Raw genomic sequence first — 26787 nt, forward strand, 5'->3', positions numbered from 1 at the left:
GGCGAATGTGGGCGTCGAAGCCCGACGACGGGTTCCACCGGGTTCTCCCGAGCCCCGCCCCGACCGAACACCCTTCGTCGCCCGGTGCGGCGACGTCGCCGGAAAGGCCCCCGACATGCACGCACCCCTGTTCACCGCCCCGGTACTCCTCATCGAACAGCCCCGACACCTGTACTCCAGCGAAGGCCACTACGAGGTCCTCGGCGAGTCCGGACACTCCCTGGCCTACGTGAACGAGCATATGACCGCCTGGTCCCACCGGGGCGGTTCCCACCGTCCACACCGGTTCAGCGTCTACGGGACCGACGGGCGCCCGCTGCTCACCCTCGACAAACCCTGGGACCGCGGCCGGCCCTACATCCACGTGACCGGACCGCACGGCGAGCCCTACGGCATCATCGTGCAGGACCGTTCCTTCCTGGGGTCGCGCTTTCGCCTCAACGACCCGCGCGGTCGCACCATCGCCGAGATCCGCGGCGACTGGAACGGCTGGGACTTCAACGTCCTCGACCACGCCGGCACCGAGATCGCCCGTATCGGCAAGGAACACCCCGGCCTGACCGGGCGGTTCTTCACCACCGAGGACCGCTACGCGCTGGAGTTCGCCTACGACCTGCCCTGGCCGCTGCGCCGACTCGTGCTCGGCGCCGCCATCACCATCGACGTGCTCCTGCACGAACGCGAACCGGAGTTCTACCACTCCCACTACGCCGACTTCCGCAGCTATCCCGAGTACGGTTACCGGCCCAGACATCACTGGCACCACCCCCGGCGCGGCTACATCGCGACCCGACGGGTACGCCCGCCGCTGGTGGCGCGGGAGACCTTCCGTCCGGTCCGGCGACGCGGCGACGTTCCCGTGCGCGAACGGCGCGAACGGGTGGCCGAGCCACGCTCCGGGCAGCGCGCCCACTCGTCACGGTCGGGGGCGAGCCGTTCGGCCTCCCGCCCCGCCCGCCGTACCGGTGGTGGCTTCGCCTCGCGTTCGGAGGTTCCCTCCAGTGGCACGGCGGCGCGACGTGAACGCCGGTCGCGCGGGGCAGGGGGCGGTCGTAGCGGCGGTGGCTCGACGGCACGGTCGAGCGGCCTGTTCGGTGACGCCCCCTCCCGCGACCGATCGTCCTCCCGGAACAGCGGCGCGTCACGCGGCGGCGGCACGGCGAGGCCCAAGGGAATGAAGGCCGGCGGTGGCACCCGACGCACCTCCGCCAAGCGTTCCGGAGGCGCCTCCCGGTCCTCCCGGTCCTCCCGCGGCTTCCGTGGCACGGGCGGGAGCCGCTCCACCGGACGTTCCGCTCGCCGTTCGGGCGGCGGGCGTTCGGGCGGCAGACGTTCGGGCGGGCGTTCCCGGCGTCGTTGACGGTGTCCGTGGGCGCCCGGCGGGGCGTCCACGGCACCGACCCGCCCATGTCATACCATCTGGTCGGTATGCCTCCCCTACGGAAGGACCCGTTCATGCGCGCCATCCAGATCACCGAGTTCGGCGGACCCGAGGTCCTCACCCCCACCGAACTGCCCGACCCCGAAGCCGGACCGGGGCAACTCCTGGTCGACGTCGCCCGCAGCGGCGTCAACTTCGCGGACACCCACCAAGCCGAGAACAGCTACTTGGCGCCTTCCACCCTGCCCATGGTCCCCGGCGCCGAGATCGCCGGACGCACCGCCGACGGCCGCCGCGTCGTGGGCCTGCTCAACGGAGGCGGCGGCTACGCCGAGAAGGCCGTGGCCGACCCGAACATGACCTTCGAGATCCCCGAGGGCGTCTCCGACGAAGCGGCCCTCGCCCTCGTCGTCCAAGGCGCCACCGCCTGGATCCTGCTGCGCAAGAGCGTGCGCATGGAACCCGGAGAGTCCGTCGTGGTGCACGCCGCCGCCGGAGGCGTGGGCACCCTCGCCGTGCAGCTGGCCGCGCACTTCGGCGCCGGCCGGGTGATCGCCGTGGCCAGTAGCGAGGACAAGCGCAAGCTCGCCTTGGAACTGGGCGCCGACGCCGTGGTGGACTCCGCCGCACCCGACATGACCGCCGCCCTCATCGAGGCCAACGAGGGCCGCCGCGTGGACATCGTGCTCGACATGGTGGGCGGGCGCGTCACCGACGAGAGCGTGCGAGCGCTGGCGCCGTTCGGGCGCCTGGCGTTCTACGGAATGGCCTCGCGGGAAGCGCCCAAGCCGGTGCAGCTGCCCAACCTCATGCGCTTCTCCACCTCGGTCAGCGGCATGTGGCTGCCGCACGCCTGGATGCTCCCCGGTGACGTGGTCGGCACCGCCATGCGGGAAATGTTCACCCTGGTCACCGAGGGACGGTTGCGCCCCATCCAGGGCCGGAGCTACCCGCTGTCGGAGGCCCGCCGCGCCCACGAGGACCTGCGCGGGCGAGGCACCATCGGGAAGCTGACCCTGGACACCACCGCCTGAGTTCGGGTTCTCACCCCCGTGTCCACGTCGGGGCCGACGCACGGCCCCGACGTGGACACGCTTGCTCTGGGATGTCTGGGACAGCTGGGGCTTATAGGACAAGGGTGCTCGTGAACCATGTCGATCACGCGCTACCTTGACGATGTAGATCATGCACAGGGTCTCGGCCGATGATCACGTCGAGTTCGGTCTTCCGACGCTCTGGCGCGGGGATGGCGATATCTCCAGCGCTCGCTCAGCCTCGGGCCCGCCGCACGGCCTCTCGGACCGCCGGGGCGACCTCTGCGGCGAACAGCTCCACCTGCTCGGCGGACTCCCCCGCCGGACCCAGGACGAAGGTGTCCATCCCGTACTCCACGGCGAACTCGGTGATGCGTTCCACCCACTGGTCGACCGGGCCGTCCAGGGCGTTGCCCGACGAGCCAGAGGAACCCGCCGCACCGCTCCCCTTCTCGATGGCGCCCCACAGGTTGTACACGCGGCGGATGGTGGCGGGGTCGCGGCCGGCCTCGGCGGCGCCCTCGTCGATGCGTTCGTGCATGCCGGGGAGCTTGTCGGGGCCGGCGAAGGCGTGGGAGGGCACCCAACCGTCGGCAACCCTGCCGACCGCCTTGAGCAGACGGGGCCCCAGAACGCCCAACCAGATCCCGATGTCGTGGGCGGGCGGCGGGCCCGGTTTGACCCCGGCCAGGCGGTAGTGCTCGCCTTCGAAGCGCACCGAGCGCTGGTCGGACCACAGCAGGCGGATCACCTCGATGGCCTCCAGCAAGGCGTCGGCGGCCTCGCGCGGACTGCGCCGGGGGCCGCCCATGGCCTCGATGGCCTCCCAGAACCCTCCGGCGCCCAGCCCCAGTTCGAAGCGGCCTCCGGAGAGCACGTCCAGGCTCGCGGCGTTCTTGGCGATGATCGCGGGCGGCCGCAGCGGCAGGTTGGCCACGTCCGGGAAGACCCGAAGGCGTTCGGTGCGGGCCAGGACCGTGGCCATCAACGCCCAGGTGTCCAGGTGGCGGCGTTGGTAGGGGTGGTCCTGGATGCCGACGAAGTCGAGCCCGCCGCGTTCGGCGGCGTCGATCACCGCCCAGGTGCTGTCCAGCGCCGCCGCCTCCGGCGAGGGGAAGATTCCGAATTCGATGTCACGCCCGTAATCGATGCCCAACGTCCTGCCTCCTGGCTCTCGGCTGCCCCGCGGTCCTGCCCGGTCGGTCGGTGGTCACACGCTCAGCGGTAGACGAGGTCGGCGTACTCGGGGTGGCGTTCGATCCAGACCTTGACGAACGGGCACATGGGCAGCACGGACAGGCCGCGGGTGCGCACGTCGTCGAGTGCCTCGCGAACGAGCGTGCCACCGATGCCCTTGCCCTCGAAGGCGGGGGCGACCTCGGTGTGGGTGAAGGTGATCATGGTGTCGGTGAGGATGTACTCGGCGAACCCGGCCTCCTCACCGTCGGAGGTGATGACGTAGCGGCGGTTCTCCGGGACGTCCTTGACCTCGGTAGCCATGGAATGCCTTTCGTTGTCGGGAAGGGATGTCGGAAACGGGCGTGGGGACGCGTCTCGGTCCCACACGAGTCCCCTATGTTCCCGTGCGACCCCATGATCACTCTCGCCGGGGTCCTTCACCCCTTGCGGCGCGCGCCCCGCGGACATAGGGTCGCCTTGACATACCGACCAGTCGGTCTAAGGAGTACGCATGACTTCGCGGTTCGGCGGCCGCACCGCCATCATCACCGGTGCCAGTCGCGGTATCGGCCTGGCCATCGCCCAGAGGCTCGTCTCCGAGGGCGCGCGCGTCTGCGTCACCGCGCGCAAGCCCGACCCCCTCAAAGAGGCGGTCGAGGCCTTGGGCGGCCCCGAACACGCCATCGGGGTCCCCGGGCGCGGCGACGACCCCGAACACCAGGACGCCGCCATCGCCGCCACCAAGGAGGCGTTCGGTGCCGTCGACCTGTTCGTGAACAACACCGGCATCAACCCGGTCTACGGTCGCATGGTCGACCTGGACCTGGACGCCGCCCGCAAGATCTTCGAGGTGAACGCCCTCTCGGCGATCTCCTGGGTGCAGAAGGTGTACCGGGCCGGGATGTCCGAGCACGGCGGGTCGATCGTCAACGTGTCCTCCGTGGCCGGTCTCAAGCCCGCCCCCGGGATCGGTTTCTACGGCGCGTCCAAGGCGATGCTCCGACACATCACCGAGGAGTTCGCGGTCGAACTCGGCCCGGACATCCGGGTGAACGGGGTCGCCCCCGCCGTGGTCAAGACCCGCTTCGCCGAGGCGCTGTACGACGGCCGTGAGGAGAAGGTCGCCGCCCAGTACCCGCTGAACCGGCTCGGTGTGCCCGACGACGTCGCCGGCGCGGTCACGTTCCTGCTCTCCGACGACGCCTCCTGGATCACCGGCCGCACGCTGGTCCTCGACGGCGGCGTGACCCTCACCGGAGGTATGTGATGTCCTTGGACCCCAAGAACGCCGGCGTGGTCGTCACCGGTGCCGGTAACGGCATCGGCGCGGCCGTGGCCCGCCGGCTGGCCTCCGCCGGGGCCCGCGTGGTCGTCAACGACCTGGACGCCGCCGCCGCAGAGGCCGTGGCCGGTGAGATCGGCGGGATCGCCGTGCCCGGGGACGCGGCCTCCGAGGCGGGGGTGACCGCGCTCATCGCCGAGGCCGACGCCCACCTGGGCGGTATCGACCTGTACATGGCCAACGCCGGGGTCGCTCGCAGCGGCGGCCCGGAGGCGTCCGAAGCCGACTGGGAGATCTCCTGGCAGGTCAACGTGATGTCGCACGTGCGCGCCGCGCGTGAGCTGCTGCCCGGCTGGTTGGCGCGCGGCCGAGGTCACTTCGTCACCACCGCGTCCGGGGCGGGGCTGCTCACCATGCTCGGCAGCGCGCCGTACTCGGTGACCAAGCACGCCGCCCTGTCCTTCAGCGAATGGCTGTCGGCCACCTATGGCGACCGCGGGATCACCGTGCAGTGCCTGTGCCCGCTGGGTGTGCGCACCGGCATGCTCGACGACGCCGGTGACCGGGGCCAGGCCATCCTCTCCCCCGGGGCCATCACGCCCGAGGAGGTCGCCGACACCGTACTGGTGGCCCTGCGGGACGGCCGGTTCCTGATCCTGCCGCACCCGGAGGCCGCCGACTACTACGCGGCCAGGGCCACCGACACCGATGCCTGGCTGACCGGGATGCGCCGCATCCAGGCCAAGGTGTTCGCCGAGGAGGAGAGCGAATGAGCGACGAGAACACCGGCACCGGTGAGGGGCTTCCCGGACTGGACCTGGATCGGCTGCGCTCCTATCTGGATCGGGAGGTTCCCGGCCTGGTCTCGGGTCCGCTCACCGGTCACGTGATCACCGGCGGCAAGTCGAACCTGACGTACGTGGTCACCGACGGCACCGGCTCCTGGGTGGTGCGCCGCCCGCCGCTGGGGCACGTGCTGGCCACCGCGCACGACATGGCGCGCGAGTACCGGGTGATGACGGCGCTGCGCGACACCGACGTGCCGGTCCCGCGCACCCACCACCTGTGCGAGGACACCGAGGTGCTGGGCGCCCCGTTCTACGTCATGGAGCACGTGGGCGGAACCGCCTTCCGCACCCAGGAGGAGATCGGACCGCTGGGCGCCGACGGGATCCACGCCGTTGCCGAGCGGCTGGTCACCACCCTGGGGCGGCTGCACGCGGTCGACCCCGCCACGGTGGGGCTCGCCGACTTCGGTCGCCCGGACGGGTACCTGGAGCGTCAGGTGCGCCGGTGGAGCAAACAGCTGGAGGCCTCGCGCAGCCGGGACATCCCCGGCATCGACGAGTTGCGCGACCGTCTGGCCCGGACCATCCCCGAGCCGTCCGCGCCCGCGATCGTGCACGGCGACTACCGGCTCGACAACGTTCTGGTCACCGACGACGGCGAGCTCACCGCGGTACTCGACTGGGAGATGGCCACCCTGGGCGACCCGCTGGTGGACCTGGGTCTGATGCTCGTGTACCGGGAACGTCCGGTCACCGGTGGGGACCATCCCGCCACCTCCGCCGAGGGTTTCCCCTCCTCCGCCGAACTCGTGGAGATGTACGCCGCCGCCACCGGCCGCGACGTGTCCCGGCTCGGGTGGTACGTGGCCTTCGGCTGCTTCAAGCTCGCGGTGATCGCCGAGGGCATTCACTTCCGGCACGGCCAAGGCCTGACCGTCGGGGCGGGTTTCGACGGTATCGGCGACGTGGTCGCACCGTTGGTGGAACGCGCACACACCATGCTCAAGGAGGACTAGATGGACTTCGCCTACGACGCCGAGACCGAGGAGCTGCGACAGCGGCTCCTGGCCTTCATGGAAGAGCACGTCTACCCGGCCGAACCGGTGATGGACACCCAACTCGCCGAACGCGACGACCCCTGGGCCATTCCCCCCATCGTGGGCGAACTCCAGGCCGAGGCCAAGAAGCAGGGTCTGTGGAACCTGTTCCTGGCCGGGCACCCCGAGCACGGCGGGCTGCCCAACCTCCGGTACGCACCGCTGGCCGAGATCACCGGGCGCAGCCCCCGTCTGGCCCCGATCGCCCTCAACTGCGCCGCCCCCGACACCGGCAACATGGAGGTGCTGACGATGTTCGGCACCCTCGACCAGAAGAAGCGCTGGTTGGAGCCGTTGTTGGACGCGCGGATCCGGTCCGCGTTCGCGATGACCGAGCCGGCGGTGGCCTCCTCCGACGCCACCAACATCACCACCGGCATCGTCCGTGAGGGCGACGAGTACGTGATCAACGGCCGCAAGTGGTTCATCACCGGGGCGCTCAACCCTGCGTGCGAGGTCCTCATCGTGATGGGCAAGACCGACCCCGACGCCGACCGGCACAAGCAGCAGAGCATGGTGCTGGTGCCGCGCGACACCCCCGGGGTGACCGTCGAGCGCGGCATGACGGTGTTCGGGTACGACGACAGCGACCACGGCGGCCACGCCGAGGTGCTGTTCGAGAACGTGCGCGTGCCCGCGGAGAACCTCGTCGGCGCCGAGGGCGAGGGCTTCGCCATCGCCCAGGCCCGGCTGGGTCCGGGCCGGATCCACCACTGCATGCGCGCCCTGGGCATGGCCGAGCGAGCCTTGGAGATCACCTGCCGGCGCGTGCTGGATCGGGTGGCGTTCGGTCGCCCGCTGGCCGAGCAGGGCGTGGTCCGCGAGTGGATCGCCGAGGCGCGGGTGCAGATCGAGCAGCTGCGTCTGCTGGTGCTCAAGACCGCCTACCTGATGGACACCGTGGGCAACAAGGGCGCCCACACCGAGATCCAGGCGATCAAGATCGCCACCCCGCGCACCGTGGAGTGGATCCTCGACAAGTGCGTGCAGGCGCACGGCGCCGCCGGGGTCAGCCAGGACGTGCCGATCGCCGCGTGGCAGGCGGGCGTGCGTTCACTGCGTCTGGCCGACGGACCCGACGAGGTGCACCTGCGTTCGCTGGGCCGCGCGGAGCTGCGCAAGTACGCGTGAGGTCACGCACGAGGTGAAGGGCCGGGAATCCGCCCTCGGGTTCCCGGCCCTTGTCGCTTGTGCGGGGGTCAGCCCTGGGGGCGCAGACCGGCCAGGAGCAGATCGGCGAAGTGCTCGCCGACGTCGCTGCCGGTCAGGGCGCCGTCGTGCCGGTACCACGTGCTCAGGTGGTGCACGGAACCGAAGTAGTAGTCGATGACCAGGTCGGCGGGGACGTCGGCGCGGAAGACGCCCTCGCTCTGGCCCTGTTCGATCATGGACCGGAACAGCTCGTGGTACTTACGGCGTTCGGCGCGTACGCTGCGCTGCTTCTCCGGGGCGAGCTGGTGCATGGAGCGGAAGAAGATGGTGCTGTCGTCGAGGTTGGCGACGGTGGTGACGATGACGTCGGCCGCGGCGGCGTGCACCCGTTCGGCGACCGGCGCGTCCCGGGAGGAGATCGCCATCAGGTGTTCGGTCTGCATGCGCAGCACCCGGGCGTAGACCTCGAAGAGCAGGTCGTCCTTGGAACCGAAGTAGTGGTACATGGCGCCCTTGGTGACACCCGCGGCGGCCACGACCTCCTGCACCGAGGTGCCTTCGAAGCCGCGTTCGGCGAAGAGCCGGGTGGCGGCGCTCAGCAGGCGCTCGGGCACCGTTCCTCGCGGGGTGTCCCCATCGACCGTCCGCTGTGCACCGCGCATGTCCCGTACCACCTCATGCCCCCGTCCCCGGTGGCGAGTCGACTGTTGATCCGAGACAGCATACCGACCGGATGGTACCCCTCGCGCACACCCGGAGGTCGTCGGAACCTTCGGCACCCGAACGGATGACCCCCGTGGTCGACGAGACGGCGACTAACCCACTCGGGCGGGGTCGGATCCCTCGGGTTCGCGCGGCCCGTCCGGCACCGCCCGCTCGTGCGGGATGACCAACGGGGTCCGGGTGCGCGGGTCGGGCATCACGTCACAGTCCAACCCGAACACGGCGCGCACACGGTCGGCGGTGACCACGTCCGCGGGCGGTCCGTCGGCCACGATCTCCCCGTCGCGCATCATCACCAGGCGGGTGGCGAACCGTGCCGCCTGCGCCAGGTCGTGCAGGACCGCCACGATGGTGCGGCCCTGCCGGTGCAGTTCGGCGAACAGCTCCAACAGGTCGTACTGGTGGGCGATGTCCAGGAACGTGGTGGGTTCGTCCAACAACAGCGTAGGGCTGTCCTGGGCCAGCACCATCGACACCCAGGCGCGTTGACGCTGTCCGCCCGACAGCGATCCCACCTGGGTGTCGGCCAGGTCGGACAGGCCGGTGAGTTCCAGGGCGTCGGCGATGGCGACCTCGTCCTCCGGACTCCACTGGCGCAGCAGCGTGTGGTGGGGAAAGCGCCCACGGGCGGCCAGCGCCCGCACCGTGATGCCCTCGGGCGCCAGCGGGCTCTGTGGCAGCAGCGCCAGTCTGCGGGCGACCGCCTTGGCGCGTTGGGAGCGCACGTCGTCCCCGTGCAACATGACCTTGCCCCGGACCGGCTTGTTCACCCGGCCCAGCGCCTTGAGCAGGGTGGACTTCCCGCACCCGTTGGGGCCCACGATCACCACGAACTCGCCCTCCTCGACCCGGAGGTCCAGGTCGGACACGACGGGGTCGCCCCCGTAGCCGAGGGTGAGGCTCCGAGCGGACAGCACCGGGGTGGTTTCGCCGTTCACAGGGTTCCCTTTCGCCATTCGCGGATGAGCAGGTAGCCCAGGTACACGCCGCCCAGGGCCATGGTGAACACGCCGACCGGCAATCCGTCGCCGACCGGTGACCGCTGCACGACCAGGTCGGCGCAGACCAGGAGCAGGGCACCCACCACCGCGGACAGCAGCAGGTTGGGGCCGGGCGCGGCGCTGAGCCGGCGGGCGATCTGGGGCGCGGTCAGGGAGATGAAGGCGATGGGTCCGGCGACGCTCACCGCGGCCGCCGACAGCACCACCGACAGCACGACCGCTCCGGTGCGCGTGGTGGTGGCGCTCGCGCCCAGCGAGTCGGCGAGTTCGTCGCCCATCTCGTTGACGGTGATGGGGCCGGCCAACGCCAGCACGAACGGAACCGCCAGGGCCACCGCCACCCAGATGGTGGCGGCGTGGTCCCAGGATCGGGCGGTCAGGCTTCCGTTGACGTAGGAGGCCAGCACCCCGGCCTCGTCCCGGGCCATCACCGACACCACGAAGTGGGTGAAGGCGGTGGCCATGGCGGCCACGCCGATCCCGGCGATGATGAGTCGGCCGGGGTCACGCAGCCCCGTTCCGGTCACCAGGTACACGATCACGATGGACAGGGAGGCTCCGGCGAGCGCGCCCAAGGGGACGGGGACAATACCGGGCAGCATGAGGGCGGCCACGGACGCGCCGGCTCCCGCCCCGGCCGCGAGCCCGATCACGTCGGGGCTGCCCAGGGGGTTTCGGGTGACCGACTGGAACAGCGCGCCGGCCAGTCCCAGGGCCACACCGGTACCGGCGGCCACGACCAAGCGGGGGCCGCGCAGACGTTCGAGGGCGAACAGGTGGGTGGCCTCGCCCTCCCCACCGAGCGCGGCGGGGATCCGGGCGAGGGGGATGCCCAGGCGTCCCAGGCTGACGGTGGCGGCGGCCGCCGCGAGCAGCACCACCAGCAGCACCAGGCCGATGACGATGGAACGAGGGTGGAGGGGGATGGCGACCAGGCGCCCGATCCGCAGCACCCTTCGGGTGGGTTTGGGAGGTTCCGCCGGAGCGGTCTCGTGCGGGGCGGGCTCGGAGAGCGTGCGGCTCATGAGGCCCCCTTCGTCCTGCGCAGTACGTACAACAACACCGGGGCGCCCACGAACGCGGTGACGACACCGACCATCAGTTCCATGGGCCGCACCACCGTGCGACCCACCACGTCGGCCACCAACAGCAGGACGGGACCGACCAGCACCGCGAAGGGCACCTGGAGGCGGAAGTCCACACCCACCAGGGAACGCACCATGTGCGGCACGGCCAGGCCGACGAAGGCGATGGGGCCTGCCGCGGCGGTCGCTCCGGCGGCCAGCAGGACCCCGGCGACCAGCCCGCCGGCCCGGGTCGCGGTGACGTTGGCCCCGGTGGCCACGGCCGCCTCGTCGCCCAGGGCCAGGGCGTTGAGCCCGCCCATGACGAACAGGGCGATGACCAGACCCAGGCCCACGACCGGCAGAACCGCGAGGACCACGTCCATGCCGCGCCCGGCCAGGGAGCCCACCACCCAGTAGCGGTAGCTGTCGAAGACGTCGGGCATGCTGAGCGACACCGCCTGCACGTAGGCGGTGAGGACGGCCGAGACGACCGCGCCGGCCAACAGCAGACGCACCATGCCCCCGTCGCCGCCGCGGGTGCCCACGGCGTAGGCGGCCAGCCCGGCCAGCAGGGCGCCGGGCAGCGCCCACCAGACCGTTCCGGTCACCGAGGTGGGTCCGAGCAGGGCGGTGGCGGTGACCACGGCCGCCGCGGCCCCCGCGTTCACGCCCAGCAGGCCCGGGTCGGCCAGCGGGTTGCGGGTGACGCCCTGCATGAGCGTGCCGGCCAACGCCAGGGAGGCCCCGGCCAGCACACCGACGATCGTTCGGGGGATCCGGCTCTCCACCACGGTGACGGTGTAGGGGTCGGCGCCGCCGGTGAACACCCGCAGCACCTCCGGTGGAGGTGTGGGCTTGCTGCCCGCGACGAGGCTGAGCAGCATCGCCCCTGCCAGGGCCGCCACGCCCGCGCCCAACAGGAGCGCGGTGCGGACGGGCCGGGCCGTGGGCGGTGCCGTCGTGCGTGTCTTCACGTTCACCCGATGGTTCAGTCGTCGAGCCCGGCGGTGGCCTCTTCGATGAGGGGCACGTACCGGTCGATGGTCCACGGGACGGTGAGCGGGTTGATCAGGGAGGAGGCGGTGACGAAGGAGTTGTCCTCGCTGGCGACCACCGCGTCGTTCTCGATGGCGGGGATGGCCGCGTACAGCTCCTGCTCCTCGATCTCGGCGCGCGACTCGGCGTCACTGTAGAAGGTGAAGATCAGGTCGCTGTCGGAGAGCTGGTCGGCGTTCTCCAGGCCGATGAGGGCGGAGTCGGTGCCCTCGGTCTCGGGGAAGGTCTCGACGATGGGGTCGACCTCCAGGCCCAAGCCGCGGACCATGGCCACGCGCTGTTCGTCGGGCAGGAAGACGCCGAGGGTGCCGGGGCCGTCGGTGTAGACGTAGGAGAAGGACAGGTCGGCGAACTCGGGGTGGTCCGCGGCGGCCTGCTCGAAGGTGTCCTCGATCTCGGTGACCAGACCGGCGGCCTCCTCCGGCTTTCCGAGCGCCTCGCCGATGATCTCGATCTGCTGGTCCCAGTCGGTGCTCCACGGCAGGTCGGGGTAGGCGACCGTGGGGGCGATGTCGTTGAGGAGGTCGAAGTCCTCCTGGGTGATGCCGGACCAGGGGGCGAGGATGACGTCGGGGGCGAGTTCGATGATCGCCTCGAAGTCGATGTCGGCGGCGCCCGTGAACTGTTCGGGGAGTTCCTCGCCGGACTCGGTGACGGCCTCGTGGATCCAGGGCAGGTAGCCGGTGTCGTCGGCGCCCCACTCGTAGCTCTCGATACCCACCGGGACCACGCCCAGGGCGATGGAGGTCTCGGCGGAGCCCTGGCCGAGGGTGACGACGCGCTCGGGCTGCTCGGGGATCTCGGCGGTCCCGAGCGCGCTCTCCATCTCGACCGGGAAGGTGCCGTCGGCGGAGGCCGCGTCGCCGTCACCTCCGCTATCGTCGGTACCGCAGGCGACCAGGCCCAAGGCCAGGGCCGTGGTGAGTCCGAGACCGCCGAAACGGCGCAGAGTGGGGTTCATGCTCACTGCTTTCTTCGTCACGGGATGCGGCCTCGTCGTACTCGGCGGGCCGTTTTCGTACAGGGGAACACCCGAGTCCGGGCAGCACGAAAGCCGGGCGGATCAGGACAAACCCGACCACAACCAAGGTTAGTCTAACCTCACTTGGCCCGATTCCAAAAAATCCGAACCCTTGCCCGGACCCGCTTCGAAGCTCAGGGGACCTCCGGTTCCCCGGTGAGGTAGGGCTCACCCGGAGGGCTCCCGGCCTCCTCCACGACCCCACCATGGCTATGGCCCAACAGGACGACCGGTACCGGCTTGCCCACGGGGTTGCCCTCCCTGCCGGCCACGTACTCCAGGTCCCCTCCCGCCCCGGAGACCGCCATCGCACCGTGCAGGTAGTAGAGCTGGTTCCGGACCTCCTCCGGAGTGGGCAACCCTTCGCCCCCGACCTCCTCCAACGCCAGACGCACCGCGTGCACGGTCACCGCCACGGCGTCATGGTGCATGATCGCGTACCCATCGTCGAGCCTCGCGGGGTCGGCGTCGATCCGTTCGACGAACACCTCGTGGAATCCGTCGAACCCGGCAGGGGGTGCCACGTCGCCCCTGCCCCATCCCGGGTGTGTGGAGGAGGCCATGGCCAGGTCGAGGTTGCCGTCGTCGAGGTCCCGGTGGAGCTCGGCGTCACCGGTGATTCCGGTCGCGGCGTACACGATGGTCAGCGGGTTCTGCGGAATGCACCTCTCCCCCGCCAGGGCATTGACGAACACGTCCAGATCGTCCTCGCGCCCGGCGAAGAACACCAGGTCCAGGCCTTGGTGTTGGGAGCAGATGTGGTTGACCGCGCTGGCGAAGGCCGTGGGAGCGGTCTGTCCCATGGCCCTCCCGGTGAACTCCAGCTCGTTGCGGGGCAGGTGGTCCGCGAACTGCTCGGCGTAGGCCTCGCGCAACGTCGCGGTGTAGGTGTCGTCCTCGGTGTTGTCGTAGAGCAGGATCCCCGCGGCGGTGGGGTGCTCGGACTCGACGTAGTCCACCAGTGAGGCGACGTACTCGGAGTTGGTCGGCGAAGCGCGCATCAGACCCGGGGCGGTGGAGGCGTCCAGACCGTCGGCGGTGACGATGCCACTGACCATGGGGATCCGGTGACCGGACAGCTCCAGGGCGGCCCGCTCGGCGCTGTTGCTGCTCAGACCGGGACCCGCCACCGCCAGCAGCGGGACGTCGTCCTCGGACACCGACACCAGCCGGTCGACGGCGTATCGCCAGTGCTGCTGACGGCTACCCTCGTTGGCCAGGTACAGCTGGATCAAAGGGCGGTCGCCGTGGAAGGTCTGGTCCTGGTTGGCCCGGACCTGGGCCACGTGCGCCCCTTCCATGGCGGCCCGGACCCGATCGGTGTCCAAGGGGCTGCGGCCGTCGGGGGTGAGCGTCGTCATCAGGGCGATCCGGGCCACGGGGGTACCGTCCTCCTCCGAGACTCCGGCCACCCGGGTGTTCTCCCGCTCGATCAGCCCTTGAACCTCGGTGAAGGCCGGGTCGAACACGTGTGATCCATCGTTGACCCCGACGCACTCGCCCTCCACGAGGACCAGGCCGGAGAGCGGACCCCCGCAGGCCAGGTGCGGTCCGAAGGCCACCGCGCCTCCCGCGCCCAAAGACACCACCAGGGAGACGACCACTGAGCCGACCAGGAGTCCGCGGCTTCGCGGTCTCGGCGGCACGAGGGGGTCGTCCTGCGCGGACCTGCGGTAGGTGATGTCCCGTCGACGAAGTTCTTCGGCGATCCCACGGTGTCGGGCCTCCCGTTTGGAGAGCACACCCGTGTTCGTGACCCGGCCGCGCAGCCCGATCAGGGCATAGGCGGCCTGGTCCTGGGCGTCCACCCGCTCGGGTCCGCCGAAGGGGTCGGCCAGGGACCACAGCGCGGCGACCAGACGCCGGGCCTCACCACGGTGGGGTTCCATTCCGGCCCCGACGGACTCCCGTTCCAGCCGAACGAAGCGTTCGTCGGGGGCCTCACCCCAGTGCTCGACGTGCGGACACGGAGCACGGGTGACCTCGTCGAGCATGACCTCCCACGAATCCGTGGCCCCCTTGTCGGTCAGGGCGCTGAGGAGTTCGTCCGCGACCGTTCCCAGGCCTCCCAACGCCAACCGGTGGTAGAGGGCCCCGGTGGGGTCACCGGAGCGCTCACAGTACCCGGCCAGGGCCTCGTGGTAGCGCACCCAGCGTTCCCCACCGGTGTCGTCACGGGCGAAGCGCCGCACCAGGAGGTGACGTAAGGGGGTCGTCCAGTCGGGGGCGTCGTCGCCGAAGAACAGGGGGGCGACCCGGTTCAGGCGACGCCCCTCCTCCCTGGCGAGCCGTTCCGCGCACTCCAGGTCACGGGACAGGGCACAGACCTCCAACGCGGCACGGTCGCTCTCGGGCGCCCCGGACCAGTCGAGCAACCGGTCCAGCAGGGTCGATTCGAGGTCGTTCCGTCCCAGCACCCGGTCCAGGACACCCCCGTCCTCCGGGTGCTCGGCGCTCACGCGCACCACCTCGGCGGCCACCGAGGGGTTGCCCCCGGAGAACTCGTGGACCAGGCGGGCGGTCTCGGAGTCGACCACCTCCGGCCTGTGGTCACGCCACGACATGAGCTTGCCGCAGTCGTCCACGCTGAAGGACGGCAGCCTCGACTGCTCCAGAAGGAAGTGGTCCGGACGGGACCTTCGGGCGGTGGCGACCACCGCCACGGGAAGGACGAATCCACCGGTGTCGTCGTCCTCGGACCGGATGGGGCGGGAGTCCCTCAACAGCCGCAGGAAGGACCTGCCCGCCGTGCGCGGGGAAGTTCCCGCCTCGGCCGGTTCGTCCGGGTCGACGGCGTCGGCGTTGTCCAGTAGTACCACCGGGGCCGGATGGCGTTCCCGGCCACGGCGGGAGTGGTGCAGGTCGGCCAGGAACGCCTCGCACAGCGCGACGTCCATGTCCCGCCCGGAGGAGTCCCGATCGTCGCGGACCAGTTCGGCGAGGACCCCGGTCCCGTTGCCCTTCTCCGAGCCCGCGGACTCGGCGTACCACTCCACGAAGGGACGCAGGGCCGCACGCTTGACCATGCCACCGATCGACACGATGGGCAGTTTGACGCCCTCCATGGCCACCACGCCCAGGTCCACTCGTAGCTCGACGCCACCGATGGTCTCCGCCACCACCCGCCCGGAGCCGGACACCCGACGCATCCTGGCCAACGCCTTCTCTATCTGCTCACCACCGAGGATCCCGGATTCGGAACGCGCGTCCTCTCCCGCTCGGAGCGCGGCGAGCCCCACCAGCAGTCGGGGAAAGGACAACCTCTTGCGACCTTTGGCGCGGCCGGCGAGTTGTTCGGCCAGAACCGTCAACTTGGCGGCAACTCCACGGTACTGCGGATCCGCTGCGTCGAGCCAGGCCACGGCCGTTTCACCATCGAGTTCGGCGCGCAGTGAATTGAGGACCGAGCTTCGACCGGAGCCCCGTTCACCATGCAGGAGAACGATTTTCCTGGCGTCGCGCGGAGAGTTCTTCGAGAGCGGACGAAGCTGTGCTCGCAGGGCCTCCCGAACACTTGGACGTGTGATCATCGGGCCGGGCAGAAAAATATGAGCCATGCCATGTCCGCTCTCGAATTCGCAGGGGGGATTTCCGTCCACGCAGCACGGAAAGAACACCACGAACAGCCAGAACCAGGACTACTCCAGGCCGCCTCACACCGACATTCACTTCTTCATGCCACCCACAAAACCCTAATGGACTCGGCCCACTCATAAAAGGGTGCCCGTTCGGATTCGCGGGCACCCCGGGCTGGAACGCGGGTCAGGGGGTGCGGTCGGTCAGCACGTTGCTCACCCCGCCCAGGTAGGCGATGAACTGGCGGGTGGCCATGGCGCCGAGCCGTTCGCGGCCCAGGAAACGCGGTGGGGAGAAGCGCATGACGGCCTCCGCGCCGGAGGCCAACGAGGCCAGGGAGACCGGGCCACGACGGACCCGTTCGTACCGGCGCAGCGCCTGGGCGGGGTCGCGTTCGGCCCCCTCCTCCCCCAGTACCCGGGTGAGCGCCCAGGCGTCCTCCAGTGCCTGGTTGGCACCCTGCGCGGTGGAGGGAGGGAAGGTGTGCGCCGCGTCGCCCAACAGGGTCGCCCCACCCTCGCCCCAGACCTTCGGCACACGGTGTCGGACGTGCTCGAACAGCTCGGGGGCGTCGTCGGCGGCGTGGTCCAAGACCGCGCGCACCCAGGGGTCCTTCCACTCACCGAAGAGCTTGCGCAGCACGCTCGTCGGAGATTCCGGGCTCGGGATGTCGGAACGCCAGCGCACGTCGAACCACCACTGCACCAGCCCGTCCCCGGCCGGCATGATCCCGCACATGCCTTGGCGGCCCTGGACCACCGCGGCGACCGTGCCGGCGGCGGCCTCCACGGGCACCTCGGTCAGCGCCTGCCAACTGGCCCATCCGGTGGGGCGGGCCGGGTCGCCGTCCCACAGGTCACGTCGCGCGGCCGACCGCACCCCGTCGGCGCCCACCACCACGTCGCCGGTGGCGTCGGTGCCGTCCCCGAAGAGCGCGCTCACCGAACCGTCCGGGTTGACCCGCACCCGGGTGCAGATCCGCCCGTAGCGAATGGTGCCCTCGGGCAGGTCGGCGGCGAGCAGCGCCAGCAGGTCCCGCCTGGGCACGGTGCGCGCCTCGAAGCCGTAGCGTTCGCGGGCCGCGTCGACGTCGAGGGTGTAGCGCACCCGGCCCGAGGGGTCACGGTTCTCCAGACCGTCCAGGCGACGGCCGATCCCGGACACGTCCACCCCGAGCGCGGCCAGGGCGGCCACACCGTTGGCGTACAGGCCCAGCCCGGCTCCTCCGGTGCGCGGCCCGGTTCCGCGTTCGTGCACCTGGACCTCGTGCCCCTGGTCGAACAGACCCCGGGCCAGGGCGAGCCCACCCACACCGGCTCCGACGATGACAACCCTCATGAAAGCTCCCAACCCGCTCGCTTGGTCTACGACACCGTACTGACGGACGGGCCGTGGGCGACGAACGGGCCGATCACGATCCGGTGATCGGCCCGAGGGTCCGCTATCAGTCCAGGAGGTGGACCCGCGCCTCCCAGGGACGCAGCGGGGCGAGCACCCGTTCGGGTTCGGGGTAGTTGCCGATGAGCATCCGCGTGCCGGTGCCCGCCCTCTCCTGCGGCAGCTCCACCGGCGCTTCCTCCCCGCTCCAGTTGGCCAGGACCAACAGGGTCCGACCGTCGAGGGTGCGGGTGTAGGCGAACACCCGGGGGTCGTCCTCCAACAGCGGCGTGTAGCGGCCGTGCACGATGATCGGGTGTTCCTTGCGCAGCTCGATCAGGCGCCGATAGTGGTGGAAGACCGAGTCCGGGTCGGCGACGGCCGCCTCGGCGTTGATCTCGGTGTGGTTGTCGTTGACCCCGATCCAGGGGGTGCCGGTGGTGAAACCGGCCCCGGCCGAGGCGTCCCACTGCATGGGGGTGCGCGCGTTGTCCCTGCTCATCCGGGCGATACCGGCCATCGCCGCCTCGGGGTCGACCCGCCCGGTCGCCACCATGGTGCGGTGGTGGTTGAGGGTCTCCACGTCCCGGTGGTCGGTGATGTCGGCGAAGTGGGCGTTGGTCATGCCCAGTTCCTCGCCCTGGTAGACGTACGGGGTGCCCTGCATCATGTGCAGGGTGGTGGCCAGGGCCTTGGCCGATTCCACCCGGTAGCGCCCGTCGTCGCCGTAGCGCGAGACCGCCCGCGGCTGGTCGTGGTTGTTGAAGTACAGGCTGTTCCAACCCACGTCGCCCAAGCCGGTCTGCCAGCGGCTCAACGAGGCCTTGAACGCGACCAGGTCCAACGGGAGCGGATCGAACTTGCCGCCGGGACCGTGGTCGAGGTCCACGTGTTCGAACTGGAACACCATGCTCAGTTCGCGGTTGACGGGGTTGGTGTGGACCCGGGCCCGGTCCACGCTCACCCCGGGCATCTCGCCGACGGTGAGTACATCGCGGCCGTCGAAGACCTCTCGGTGCATCTCGTGCAGGAACTCGTGCAGACGGGGGCCGTTGATGGCGTGGTCGGCGAAGATCCCGTGGTCGCCGATCACCGGCCCGTCGGGCAACTTCGGGTTCTTGGACACGAAGTTGATGACGTCCATGCGGAAACCGTCGGCGCCCCGGTCCAACCACCACCGGGCGACCTCGTGCACGGCCGACCGCACCTTCGGGTTCTCCCAGTTCAGGTCGGGCTGGGAGGGACTGAACAGGTGCAGGTAGTACTCGTCGCGTTCGTCGTCACGCGTCCAGGCCGGTCCGGAGAACACCGAACCCCAGTTGTTGGGCGGTCCGCCCTCACGTCCGGAACGCCAGAAGTAGAAGTCGTCCTTGCCGGGATCGCCCGCACGGGACGCGGTGAACCAGGGGTGCCGGTCGCTGGTGTGGTTGATCACCAGGTCCATCACCAGGCGCATGCCGCGTTCGTGCAACCCCTCGCGGAGCCGGTCCCAGTCCTGGAGGGTGCCGAACCGGGGGTCGATGTCGGTGTAGTCGCTGATGTCGTACCCGTTGTCGTCCCACGGAGAGGGATAGACCGGCGACAGCCACACCACGTCCACCCCCAATTGCTGGAGGTAGTCGAGTCTGTCGATGATCCCGGGCAGGTCCCCGATCCCGTCACCGTTGCTGTCGTTGAAGCTGCTCGGGTAGATCTGGTAGACGACGCTGGACTTCCACCACTCGGAACCGGCCTCGGGCATGGACTTCCTCCCCCACTGGACGTTGCGACCATTCAATCGGTCCGACCGCCCGAACGGGAGGGGAACGGCCGCCCGGAATGAGAATCCGGTTGAAGCGGGTGGCGTTCCGGGGATACTTCGAGGGTCACAGAACCAGGACTGGGGGACCCATGTGTTTGCACGGAACCGGTGAGACCGTTCGTTCGCGTACGGAAGGGGCCGCGCCCGGCGCCGCCTCCGCGCCACCTTCGGGCGCGCGTTCGTGGCCCGACGGTTTCGGACGGGTGGTGGACCTCAGCCACACCATCTCCCCCGGCATGCCGTCCTGGGACGAGGAGAAGCCGGTCCGTGAGTCACTGGGCCCGCCCACGCCGGAGGGGGAGTTCGGGTTCTACATGCAGCGGTGGACCTTGACCGAGCACACGGGAACCCATCTGGACGCGCCCGGACACGTGATCGGCGGCGGTCGGCTGGTCCCCGACATCACACCGGAGGAGCTGGTCGTTCCGGCGGTGGTGCTGGACATCCGGGAGCGCGCGGCGGAGGACCCCGACACCACGGTGGATGTGGACGACGTACTCGGGTTCGAACGCGAGCACGGTCGGATCCCCGAGGGCACGGCGGTGTTGATGTGCTCGGGGTGGAGCACCAAGTGGGCCGAGGGCGACGCGGCGGTGCGGGGCCTGGCGTCGGATGGCACGTGGCACTTCCCCGGGTTCTCACCGCAGGCCTGCGAGTTCCTGGTGGAGCGCCGCTCGGTGGCCGGTTTCGGGGTGGACACGTTGAGCAGCGACCCGGGGAACTCCACCGACTTCGCCGCCCACGAGGTGATCGGCCGCGCCGACCGGTGGGGGCTGGAGGCCTTGACCGGGTTGGATCGGCTGCCGCCCGTGGGCGCGCTGCTCACGGTGGGCGTGCTGCCGGGCCTGGACGCCTCGGGCGGGCCCAGCCGGGTCCTCGCCCTGTGGTGACCCGGTAGGAACGTTTCGTCACCCGGCGTTCCCACTCGCGTGCCCTTGAGCGGTTCGAAGCCGTGCACCCCGCCTTCGAGTCAACCTCGATTGGCTTCTTCGTGTTGTCAACCTAAATTGACTCATGAGGGGCGGGCACCGGCCCCGAACGCTGGGAGAGAACACGACGAACGTCGCCTTCGACGACCACGATCCGCACGAGAACCCGGGTTCTTGGACCGGCCTCGGGTTCACGGTGGGCGAGGCCCGACGGTGGATCGACGCGGGCCGGCGAGGAGCGCGGGCGGCGCCCTGGGCCCGCGCCGGGGTGGAGGCCTCCCAGGCGGTGCTGTACCGCTGTCTGGGCCTGTTCCCGGAGGAGGCCGCGCGGCTCGCCGAGGCGGGGACCGACGCCGAGCAACTGCTGTGCGCGTGGTGGGACGCCGGGATTCCGCGAGCGGAGGCGTCCTCCTGGCTCATCGCGAGGACGTCCCCGGAGGACGCGGTCCGGGCGGAGGCCGCACGGAACGGCGACCGCCCGGAATGAGCGTTCGTTCAGCCTTCGGCCGCGCCGCCCGTCCGCACGGTGTCGACGGCGAAGGCGGCCACCGCGTGGCCCGCGCCCCGGTCCTCGGCCCGGGCGACGATCCGGCCGGCCTCGACCAATAGCGCGGACTCGGTGTCTTCGACGGGGTCGACCACACCGGCCGCGGCGGCGACCGTCGGTTCGAGCACGATCCGCGTCCGGGTCCAGGCGTGGAGGGGGAAGGACCGGGACAGGTGACCTCGTAGTTCGGCGACGACCAGCCGGACCAGCGGCAGGAGTTCACCCGGGTCGTCGGTGACCGGGACCAGGGTGATCGGCACGCCCTCGGGGGCGACGCGCAGGGCTTCCTCCACCGCTTCCAACCGGTGCGGGCCGAGCACCACCACGACCCCGGTGTCCACCGTCACCGGCTCGCGGGTCAGCAGGTCGAACCCCGTGGGGGCCCGCCAGGGTTCGTCGGTGGCCCGGGCGGGCGGGACGTGGGCGATGTGCGGTAGCGGCCAGGTGTCCTCCAGGTCGAGCCCGGCCAGGTGTTCGCAGGCGCGGATGACCGTGAAGGGGTCGGTGAAGCCGGGGGCCGCGGCGGCCAGTTGCCCGGCACCATGCAGGGTGGTGAGCACGCTCCGCGCCACCTGGACGCGTCGGCCGCCCGGGTCCAGGTGCTCCAGGGCGGCGCCGAGCAGGACCGACTCCAGCATGGTGAGTCGGGCGAAGACCGCGCTCACCCGGGCGTCGGCGGTGATCTCGGCCATGAGGTCGGCGCCCACACGTTCGTCGCCGCCGATGGGCAGGTGGGACACCCAGGAGCGCGCGAAGTCGCCCAGGGCTCGTTCGGCGGTGGTGGCGTCGACCTTCCCCGGCGGGGCCTGTTCGGCGGACTGGGCCAGCGCCGCGAAGTACAGGGCGCGTTTGCCCGGGAAGTTGGAGTAGACGGCCCCTCGGGTGAGTTCGGCGCGCGCGGCGATGCGGTCGATGCCGGTGCCACGGAAGCCGTGTTCGGAGAACTCCTCTCGTGCCGCGGCGAGCACCCTCGCCCGGTTGCGTTCCTGCTGTTGGGCCCTGTTGAGCCGAACCATCGTCCTCCTCGCCCCGGCGTTCCTCCCATCCTACGTTGAGATACCGCGACCACTCAGATACTGTCATCATTCAGATGACATAATCATTTGAAATCGAGCGCTACTGCGAAAGCGGGTGAACCACCATGACCGAGTACGCCTTCGCGGCCCGGGGTCTGGTGAAACGGTTCGGGAAGACGACCGCGCTGGCCGGGGTGGACCTGTCCGCCCGACCCGGCTCCGTCCTCGGTGTCCTCGGCCCCAACGGGGCCGGTAAGACCACCGCCATCCGAATCCTGGCCACCCTTGCCCGCCCCGACGAGGGCACCGCCACCGTCGGCGGACACGACGTCGTCCGTGAGGCGGCCCGGGTGCGCCGCCTCATCGGGCTCACCGGACAGGGCTCCATGCTCGACGAGGAACTGACCGGCCCGGCCAACCTGGTCCTCATCGGCCGACTCTTGGACCTGGGCAAGGCCGGGGCCACCGACCGCGCCCACGAACTCCTCGAACGGTTCGAACTCACCGAGGCCGCCCGACGCCCGGTCTCCACCTACTCCGGAGGGATGAAGCGCAGGCTGGACCTGGCCGCCTCACTCGTGGGCCGCCCCCACGTGGTCTTCCTCGACGAACCCTCCGTCGGTCTGGACCCGGGCAAGCGCGAGGAGCTGTGGCGCATGGTCCGCGAACTCACCGCCGAGGGCACCACCGTCCTGCTCACCACCCAGTACCTGGAGGAGGCCGACGCGCTCGCCGACGCCATCACCGTGATCGACCACGGTCGGGTGATCGCGGACGGCACCCCCGCCGAACTCAAACGCGTGGTCGGAGGCCAGGCCGTCTCGCTGCGCCCCACCGACCCCGCACTGGTCCCGACGGCCGCCCTGGCCATGGAGAGGGTCACCGGCCGCGCGCCCGACCACCCGGGCGGCCACACCCTGACCGTCCCGGTCGACGGCGACGACACCGCCTGGGAACTGGCCCGCGCCCTGCGCGAGGCGGACGTGCGCGTCACCGAGTTCTCCCTGCACCTGCCGAGCCTGGACGAGGTGTTCTTCGCCCTGACCGGCGCTTCCAGGAAGACCCACGAGGAGACCGCGTGAGCGCCACCGTTTCGACCCACCGACCCGCCGCCCTGCCCCGGCACGGCCTCGTCCTGGCCCGGCGGAGTCTCGCCAAGACCCTGCGCAACCCGGGGAGCCTGGTCAACGGGGTGATCACCCCGGCGATCTTCCTGGTCCTGTTCGTGTACCTGTTCGGCGGTTCGGTGGCCGGGTCCACCGACGCCTACCTGCAATACCTGTTCCCCGGCGTGATGGTGATGGGCGCGGGCATCGCCGGGATGCTCTCCTCCGGGCTCACCATCAACATCGACATGAAGAAGGGCGTCTACGACCGCTTCCGCAGCCTGCCCATCGGCCGATCCGCCCCGCTGCTCGGGTCGGTCCTGGCCGACCTGGTCCGGTACGTGATCACCGTGCTGATCCTGTTCGCGATCGGTTTCCTCATGGGGTTCCGGGTGGAGACCGACGCGGGATCGGCGATCGCCGCCTCCGCCCTGGCCATCGGCTTCGGGTTCGCGCTGAGCTGGGTGATGGTGTTCCTCGGGGTGCTCATGCGCGACGAGAACGCCGTCATGGCGGTCACCTTCATCGCGATCCTGCCGCTGCTTCTGGGCACCAGCATGGCGGCGCCGGTGGAGACCCTGCCCGACTGGCTGCGGAGCTGGGCCGGGATCAACCCGGTCACCCACGTCATGGACGCCGCCCGCGCCCTGCTGACGGGCACGCCGGTCGGGGACGCCGTCACCTGGACCCTGGCCTGGTCGGCGGGGCTGGTCGCGGTGTTCGCCCCGCTGTCGGTGTGGGCGTTCAACCGGGAGCGTTGATCCGGTCCGCCCTCCCTCGGCATCGCCCCAACGCCTAGAGTGGCCGAACCCCACGAAAGGAACCGGCATGGACCTCAAGCACCACCACGTCGAGGTGAACGGGCTGCGGTTGCACGTGGCCGAGCAGGGTGAGGGCCCGCTGGTCCTGCTGCTGCACGGGTTCCCGGAGAGCTGGTACTCCTGGCGGCACCAGTTCGCCCCGCTGGCCGAGGCCGGCTACCGGGTGGTCGCGCCCGACCAGCGCGGCTACGCGCGCAGTGACCGGGCGGCGAGCGTGGACGAGTACTCCCTGCCGCACCTGGTCGGGGACATCACCGCGCTGATCACCGCGTTGGGCGCCGAGGGCGCCGTGGTCGTGGGGCACGACTGGGGCGCGCCGGTCGCGTGGACCACCGCCCTGCTCCGCCCCGACCTGGTGCGCGGCGTGGTCGGGTTGAGCGTCCCGCCGCTCCCGCCGGTGGGCATGCCCTCGATCGAGTCCTCCCGCGCGATTTACGGGGACCGTTACTACCAGGCCTACTTCCAGGAGCCCGGCCGTGCCGACGCCGAACTGGCCGCGGACCCGGCCGCCACGCTGCGCCGGTTGCTGGTCACCGCCTCCGGTGACGGCCCCTCCCCCGAGCCCGTGCCGTGGATCGTCCCCGAGGGGGCGACCATCGTGGAGTCGCTGCCCGAACCTCCCGAGCTGCCCGCCTGGTTGACCGCCGAGGACCTGGCGGTCTTCACCGAGGACTACTCGGCGCCGGACGCCTTCACGGGGCCGCTGAACTGGTACCGCAACATCGACCGCAACCAGGGGCTGATGGCGGCGTTCCAGGGGCTGCGGATCGAGGTGCCGGCGCTGTACATGGTGGGTGACAGGGACATGGTCACCGCCCTGAAGGGGGTTCCGGAGCTGCGGGAGATGCTGCCGCACATCGTGCCGAAGCTGCGCGAGGACATCACCCTGCCGGGTTGCGGCCACTGGACCCAGCAGGAGCGGCCCGAGGAGGTCAACACGGCCCTGTTGGACTTCCTCCGATCCATATAAGAGATAGCTTATATAAGCGATCATTGATACTGTGCGCGTATGCACGCCTTCGACGTACTCGGGGACCCGGTCAGGCGCCGTCTACTGGAGCTGCTCGCCGACGGGGAGCTCAGCTCGGGTGAGTTGACCGCGGTGGTCCGCGAGGAGTTCGGGATCAGCCAGCCCGCCGTCTCCCAACACCTGCGGGTATTGCGGGAGAGCGGGTTGGCGACCGTGCGCACCGAGGGAACCCGGCGGTTGTACGCGGTCGACACCGAGGCCCTGCGTCCGGTGGACGCCTGGTTGGACCCGTTCCGACGTTTCTGGGTGCCACGACTGGCCGCCCTGGAGACCGAGATCGCCCGGGGTAGGCGACGACGACGCTTGGAGGGGGAAGACGATGGGTGAGCACGAGGATCTGGACGTGGACGCGCAGATCGGGGCGGTCACGCGCGGGTTGGAGACACGCGACGGGGAGGGCCGGCGAACGTTGGTGTCGGTGATCTCCCAGCGTTACGACACGACCGTCGAGGACCTGTGGCAGGCCTGCACCTCGACCGAACGCCTCCCCCGTTGGTTCGCTCCCGTCACGGGCGACCTGCGACCGGGCGGCACCTATCGGATCGAGGGCAACGCGAGCGGCACCATCCGGACCTGTGAACCACCCAGGTCCTTCGACGCCACCTGGGAGTACGGGGGTGACGTCAGCTGGATCGCGGCGCGGATCGACCCCGACGGCGAGGGCGCGCGCCTCACCTTGGAGCACACCGCCGACGCCGAAAAGGTCGAGGGGTTCTGGGAACGGTTCGGACCGGGCGCGACCGGCGTGGGCTGGGACCTGGCGTTCATCGGATTGGCCGCGCACCTGAGCACCGACATCGACGCCCCGGTGGAGGCCGACGGTTGGGAGACCACCGATCAGGGCCGCCGGTTCATCACCGACAGCAGCGCCGCCTGGGCCGAGGCGGGCATCGCCTCGGGCACCCCGCGCGATCAGGCCGAGGCCGCCCGCGACCGCACCACCGCGTTCTTCCTCGGCGAGGGCCCCGGCGCGGAGTAGGCACATAGAGCGCCGGCCGGAGCGCGTGACGATCCGAACGTGCGCCCCGTTTCCCCCGTCCCCCGCATATGGAGGCAGCTCCGATGACGACACTCCTCTGGGCCGGTGCGGCCGGCGCCTGGCTGTTCGTCCTGGTGTTCCTGATCGATGGGCTCACCCGGCCCGGGTACGAGTCGATGCGGCATCCGGTCAGTTCCCTGGCCCTGGGTCCGCGCGGGTGGGTGCAGACCGGGAACTTCGTGGTCTGCGGCGCACTCGTCGCCGTGGCCTCGGTCGCGGTTCCGGGCGCGTGGGGCGGTCTCTTGCCGGCGGTGGCGATCGCCGTGCTGGGTGTCGGGTTGGTCCTGTCCGGGGTGTTCCCGATGGACCCGATGCGCGGCTATCCGCCGGGGGCTCCCGAGGGCACACCGGAGGAGACCACACGCGCCCACCGTCTCCACGACACGGTGGGCGCGGTCGTGTTCTTCGCGCTCCCCGTGACCGCGGTGGTCGTGGCGTTCACCGTGCAGGATCCGCTGTGGCGGTGGGGTTCGGGCGCGGTGGGGCTGGTCGCCGGCGCGGGCACGCTGTGGTTCGGGCAGGCGTGGGAGGAGGAGTCCCGGCACACGGGGCTGATCCAGCGCCTGCCGCTGGTGGTGGGGTTGGGCTGGCTCGGCGCGTTCCTGGCCGCCGGGGCGCTCGGCGCTCCCTGAGGACGGGTACGCGCACGTTTTTCGCCTTGCCGTCCTTGACGTGACCCGGGTAACACGCGAACCTCGGATGCACAGCCGTATTCGGGTGCGTGACGGTGGCCGCGCCGTCCACCCCCGGCACTTCCCCCACTC

Annotated in this window: 25 protein-coding genes; 14 read left to right on the forward strand and 11 right to left on the reverse strand. The window is 70.6% G+C overall.

Features of this window, described 5'->3' with window-relative positions; genetic code table 11:
• Positions 1 to 115 precede the first annotated feature (115 nt).
• Together BQ8420_RS23940 and BQ8420_RS23945 are read left to right on the forward strand one after the other, a co-directional pair.
• Positions 116 to 1360 carry an LURP-one-related/scramblase family protein gene (locus BQ8420_RS23940; protein ID WP_087101418.1) on the forward strand — a complete coding sequence of 415 codons (1245 nt, stop codon included), beginning with the start codon at positions 116 to 118 and terminating at the stop codon, positions 1358 to 1360.
• A gap of 95 nt (positions 1361 to 1455) precedes the next feature.
• A complete protein-coding gene (locus BQ8420_RS23945; protein WP_087101447.1) occupies positions 1456 to 2415 on the forward strand; it encodes an NADPH:quinone oxidoreductase family protein in 960 nt (319 codons plus the stop codon).
• A gap of 235 nt (positions 2416 to 2650) precedes the next feature.
• Here the strand turns inward: BQ8420_RS23945 and BQ8420_RS23950 are convergent, their stop codons facing one another.
• Positions 2651 to 3571 carry an LLM class flavin-dependent oxidoreductase gene (locus BQ8420_RS23950; protein ID WP_087101419.1) on the reverse strand — a complete coding sequence of 307 codons (921 nt, stop codon included), beginning with the start codon at positions 3569 to 3571 and terminating at the stop codon, positions 2651 to 2653.
• Between the two features lie 62 nt (positions 3572 to 3633).
• Complete coding sequence (locus BQ8420_RS23955; RefSeq protein ID WP_087101420.1) at positions 3634 to 4062, reverse strand: GNAT family N-acetyltransferase; 429 nt, start codon at positions 4060 to 4062, stop codon at positions 3634 to 3636.
• Positions 4063 to 4105: 43 nt separating this feature from the next.
• Here BQ8420_RS23955 and BQ8420_RS23960 point away from each other — a divergent pair, with 43 nt between their 5' ends.
• The 4 genes from BQ8420_RS23960 to BQ8420_RS23975 are packed head-to-tail and all read left to right on the forward strand — an operon-like array spanning position 4106 to position 7892.
• A complete protein-coding gene (locus BQ8420_RS23960) occupies positions 4106 to 4861 on the forward strand; it encodes an SDR family oxidoreductase (RefSeq protein WP_087101421.1) in 756 nt (251 codons plus the stop codon).
• Positions 4861 to 5649 carry an SDR family oxidoreductase gene (locus tag BQ8420_RS23965; protein ID WP_200816073.1) on the forward strand — a complete coding sequence of 263 codons (789 nt, stop codon included), beginning with the start codon at positions 4861 to 4863 and terminating at the stop codon, positions 5647 to 5649. The genes BQ8420_RS23960 and BQ8420_RS23965 overlap by 1 nt, the downstream gene beginning before the upstream one ends.
• Complete coding sequence (locus BQ8420_RS23970) at positions 5646 to 6680, forward strand: phosphotransferase family protein (protein ID WP_087101422.1); 1035 nt, start codon at positions 5646 to 5648, stop codon at positions 6678 to 6680. The genes BQ8420_RS23965 and BQ8420_RS23970 overlap by 4 nt, the downstream gene beginning before the upstream one ends.
• Entirely contained in the window at positions 6681 to 7892 is a 1212-nt protein-coding gene (locus BQ8420_RS23975; RefSeq protein WP_087101423.1) for an acyl-CoA dehydrogenase family protein, read from the forward strand.
• 68 nt (positions 7893 to 7960) lie between these two features.
• Here the strand turns inward: BQ8420_RS23975 and BQ8420_RS23980 are convergent, their stop codons facing one another.
• The 8 genes from BQ8420_RS23980 to BQ8420_RS24015 form a co-directional block, all read right to left on the reverse strand.
• Positions 7961 to 8575, reverse strand: a complete 615-nt coding sequence (locus tag BQ8420_RS23980) for a TetR/AcrR family transcriptional regulator (RefSeq protein ID WP_087101424.1) — start codon at positions 8573 to 8575, stop codon at positions 7961 to 7963.
• Positions 8576 to 8728: 153 nt separating this feature from the next.
• A complete protein-coding gene (locus BQ8420_RS23985; RefSeq protein WP_369825539.1) occupies positions 8729 to 9574 on the reverse strand; it encodes an ABC transporter ATP-binding protein in 846 nt (281 codons plus the stop codon).
• Positions 9571 to 10662, reverse strand: coding sequence for an iron chelate uptake ABC transporter family permease subunit (locus BQ8420_RS23990; protein WP_087101426.1), 1092 nt, complete (start codon positions 10660 to 10662; stop codon positions 9571 to 9573). Before BQ8420_RS23990 ends, BQ8420_RS23985 begins: the two co-directional genes overlap by 4 nt.
• Positions 10659 to 11678, reverse strand: a complete 1020-nt coding sequence (locus BQ8420_RS23995) for an iron ABC transporter permease (RefSeq protein ID WP_200816074.1) — start codon at positions 11676 to 11678, stop codon at positions 10659 to 10661. The genes BQ8420_RS23990 and BQ8420_RS23995 overlap by 4 nt, the downstream gene beginning before the upstream one ends.
• Before the next feature lie 14 nt (positions 11679 to 11692).
• Positions 11693 to 12721 (reverse strand): iron-siderophore ABC transporter substrate-binding protein, encoded by a 1029-nt coding sequence (locus BQ8420_RS24000; protein ID WP_087101428.1) that lies wholly within the window; start codon positions 12719 to 12721, stop codon positions 11693 to 11695.
• Between the two features lie 194 nt (positions 12722 to 12915).
• Entirely contained in the window at positions 12916 to 16143 is a 3228-nt protein-coding gene (locus BQ8420_RS24005; protein WP_143847526.1) for an ABC transporter substrate-binding protein, read from the reverse strand.
• A gap of 400 nt (positions 16144 to 16543) precedes the next feature.
• The gene (locus BQ8420_RS24010; protein WP_087101430.1) at positions 16544 to 17695 is read right to left on the reverse strand and encodes an NAD(P)/FAD-dependent oxidoreductase; all 1152 of its coding nucleotides are present in this window, start codon (positions 17693 to 17695) and stop codon (positions 16544 to 16546) included.
• Between the two features lie 106 nt (positions 17696 to 17801).
• Positions 17802 to 19475 carry an alpha-glucosidase gene (locus tag BQ8420_RS24015; RefSeq protein WP_087101431.1) on the reverse strand — a complete coding sequence of 558 codons (1674 nt, stop codon included), beginning with the start codon at positions 19473 to 19475 and terminating at the stop codon, positions 17802 to 17804.
• Between the two features lie 149 nt (positions 19476 to 19624).
• On the opposite strand from BQ8420_RS24015, the gene BQ8420_RS24020 reads away from it, so the two are divergent.
• Both BQ8420_RS24020 and BQ8420_RS24025 read left to right on the forward strand, forming a co-directional pair.
• A complete protein-coding gene (locus tag BQ8420_RS24020; protein ID WP_087101432.1) occupies positions 19625 to 20425 on the forward strand; it encodes a cyclase family protein in 801 nt (266 codons plus the stop codon).
• Positions 20426 to 20549: 124 nt separating this feature from the next.
• The gene (locus BQ8420_RS24025) at positions 20550 to 20951 is read left to right on the forward strand and encodes a hypothetical protein (RefSeq protein ID WP_087101433.1); all 402 of its coding nucleotides are present in this window, start codon (positions 20550 to 20552) and stop codon (positions 20949 to 20951) included.
• A gap of 8 nt (positions 20952 to 20959) precedes the next feature.
• Here the strand turns inward: BQ8420_RS24025 and BQ8420_RS24030 are convergent, their stop codons facing one another.
• Positions 20960 to 22027 carry a TetR/AcrR family transcriptional regulator gene (locus BQ8420_RS24030; RefSeq protein WP_087101434.1) on the reverse strand — a complete coding sequence of 356 codons (1068 nt, stop codon included), beginning with the start codon at positions 22025 to 22027 and terminating at the stop codon, positions 20960 to 20962.
• A 125-nt stretch (positions 22028 to 22152) separates the two neighbouring features.
• Here BQ8420_RS24030 and BQ8420_RS24035 point away from each other — a divergent pair, with 125 nt between their 5' ends.
• The 6 genes from BQ8420_RS24035 to BQ8420_RS24060 all read left to right on the forward strand — a co-directional run bounded on the left by BQ8420_RS24035 (position 22153) and on the right by BQ8420_RS24060 (position 26655).
• The gene (locus BQ8420_RS24035; protein ID WP_087101435.1) at positions 22153 to 23109 is read left to right on the forward strand and encodes an ATP-binding cassette domain-containing protein; all 957 of its coding nucleotides are present in this window, start codon (positions 22153 to 22155) and stop codon (positions 23107 to 23109) included.
• On the forward strand, positions 23106 to 23894 hold the full coding sequence (locus tag BQ8420_RS24040; protein WP_087101436.1) for an ABC transporter permease: 789 nt from the start codon (positions 23106 to 23108) through the stop codon (positions 23892 to 23894). Before BQ8420_RS24035 ends, BQ8420_RS24040 begins: the two co-directional genes overlap by 4 nt.
• A 67-nt stretch (positions 23895 to 23961) precedes the next feature.
• A complete protein-coding gene (locus BQ8420_RS24045; protein WP_087101437.1) occupies positions 23962 to 24924 on the forward strand; it encodes an alpha/beta fold hydrolase in 963 nt (320 codons plus the stop codon).
• A 39-nt stretch (positions 24925 to 24963) separates the two neighbouring features.
• Entirely contained in the window at positions 24964 to 25311 is a 348-nt protein-coding gene (locus BQ8420_RS24050) for a helix-turn-helix transcriptional regulator (protein ID WP_087101438.1), read from the forward strand.
• A complete protein-coding gene (locus tag BQ8420_RS24055) occupies positions 25304 to 25963 on the forward strand; it encodes an SRPBCC family protein (RefSeq protein ID WP_087101439.1) in 660 nt (219 codons plus the stop codon). Before BQ8420_RS24050 ends, BQ8420_RS24055 begins: the two co-directional genes overlap by 8 nt.
• A gap of 83 nt (positions 25964 to 26046) precedes the next feature.
• Positions 26047 to 26655: a DUF998 domain-containing protein gene (locus tag BQ8420_RS24060; RefSeq protein ID WP_087101440.1), complete on the forward strand. Its 609-nt coding sequence runs from the start codon at positions 26047 to 26049 to the stop codon at positions 26653 to 26655.
• Positions 26656 to 26787 lie beyond the last annotated feature (132 nt).

This window comes from Nocardiopsis sp. JB363 (assembly GCF_900143625.1).
GTDB lineage: Bacteria > Actinomycetota > Actinomycetes > Streptosporangiales > Streptosporangiaceae > Nocardiopsis.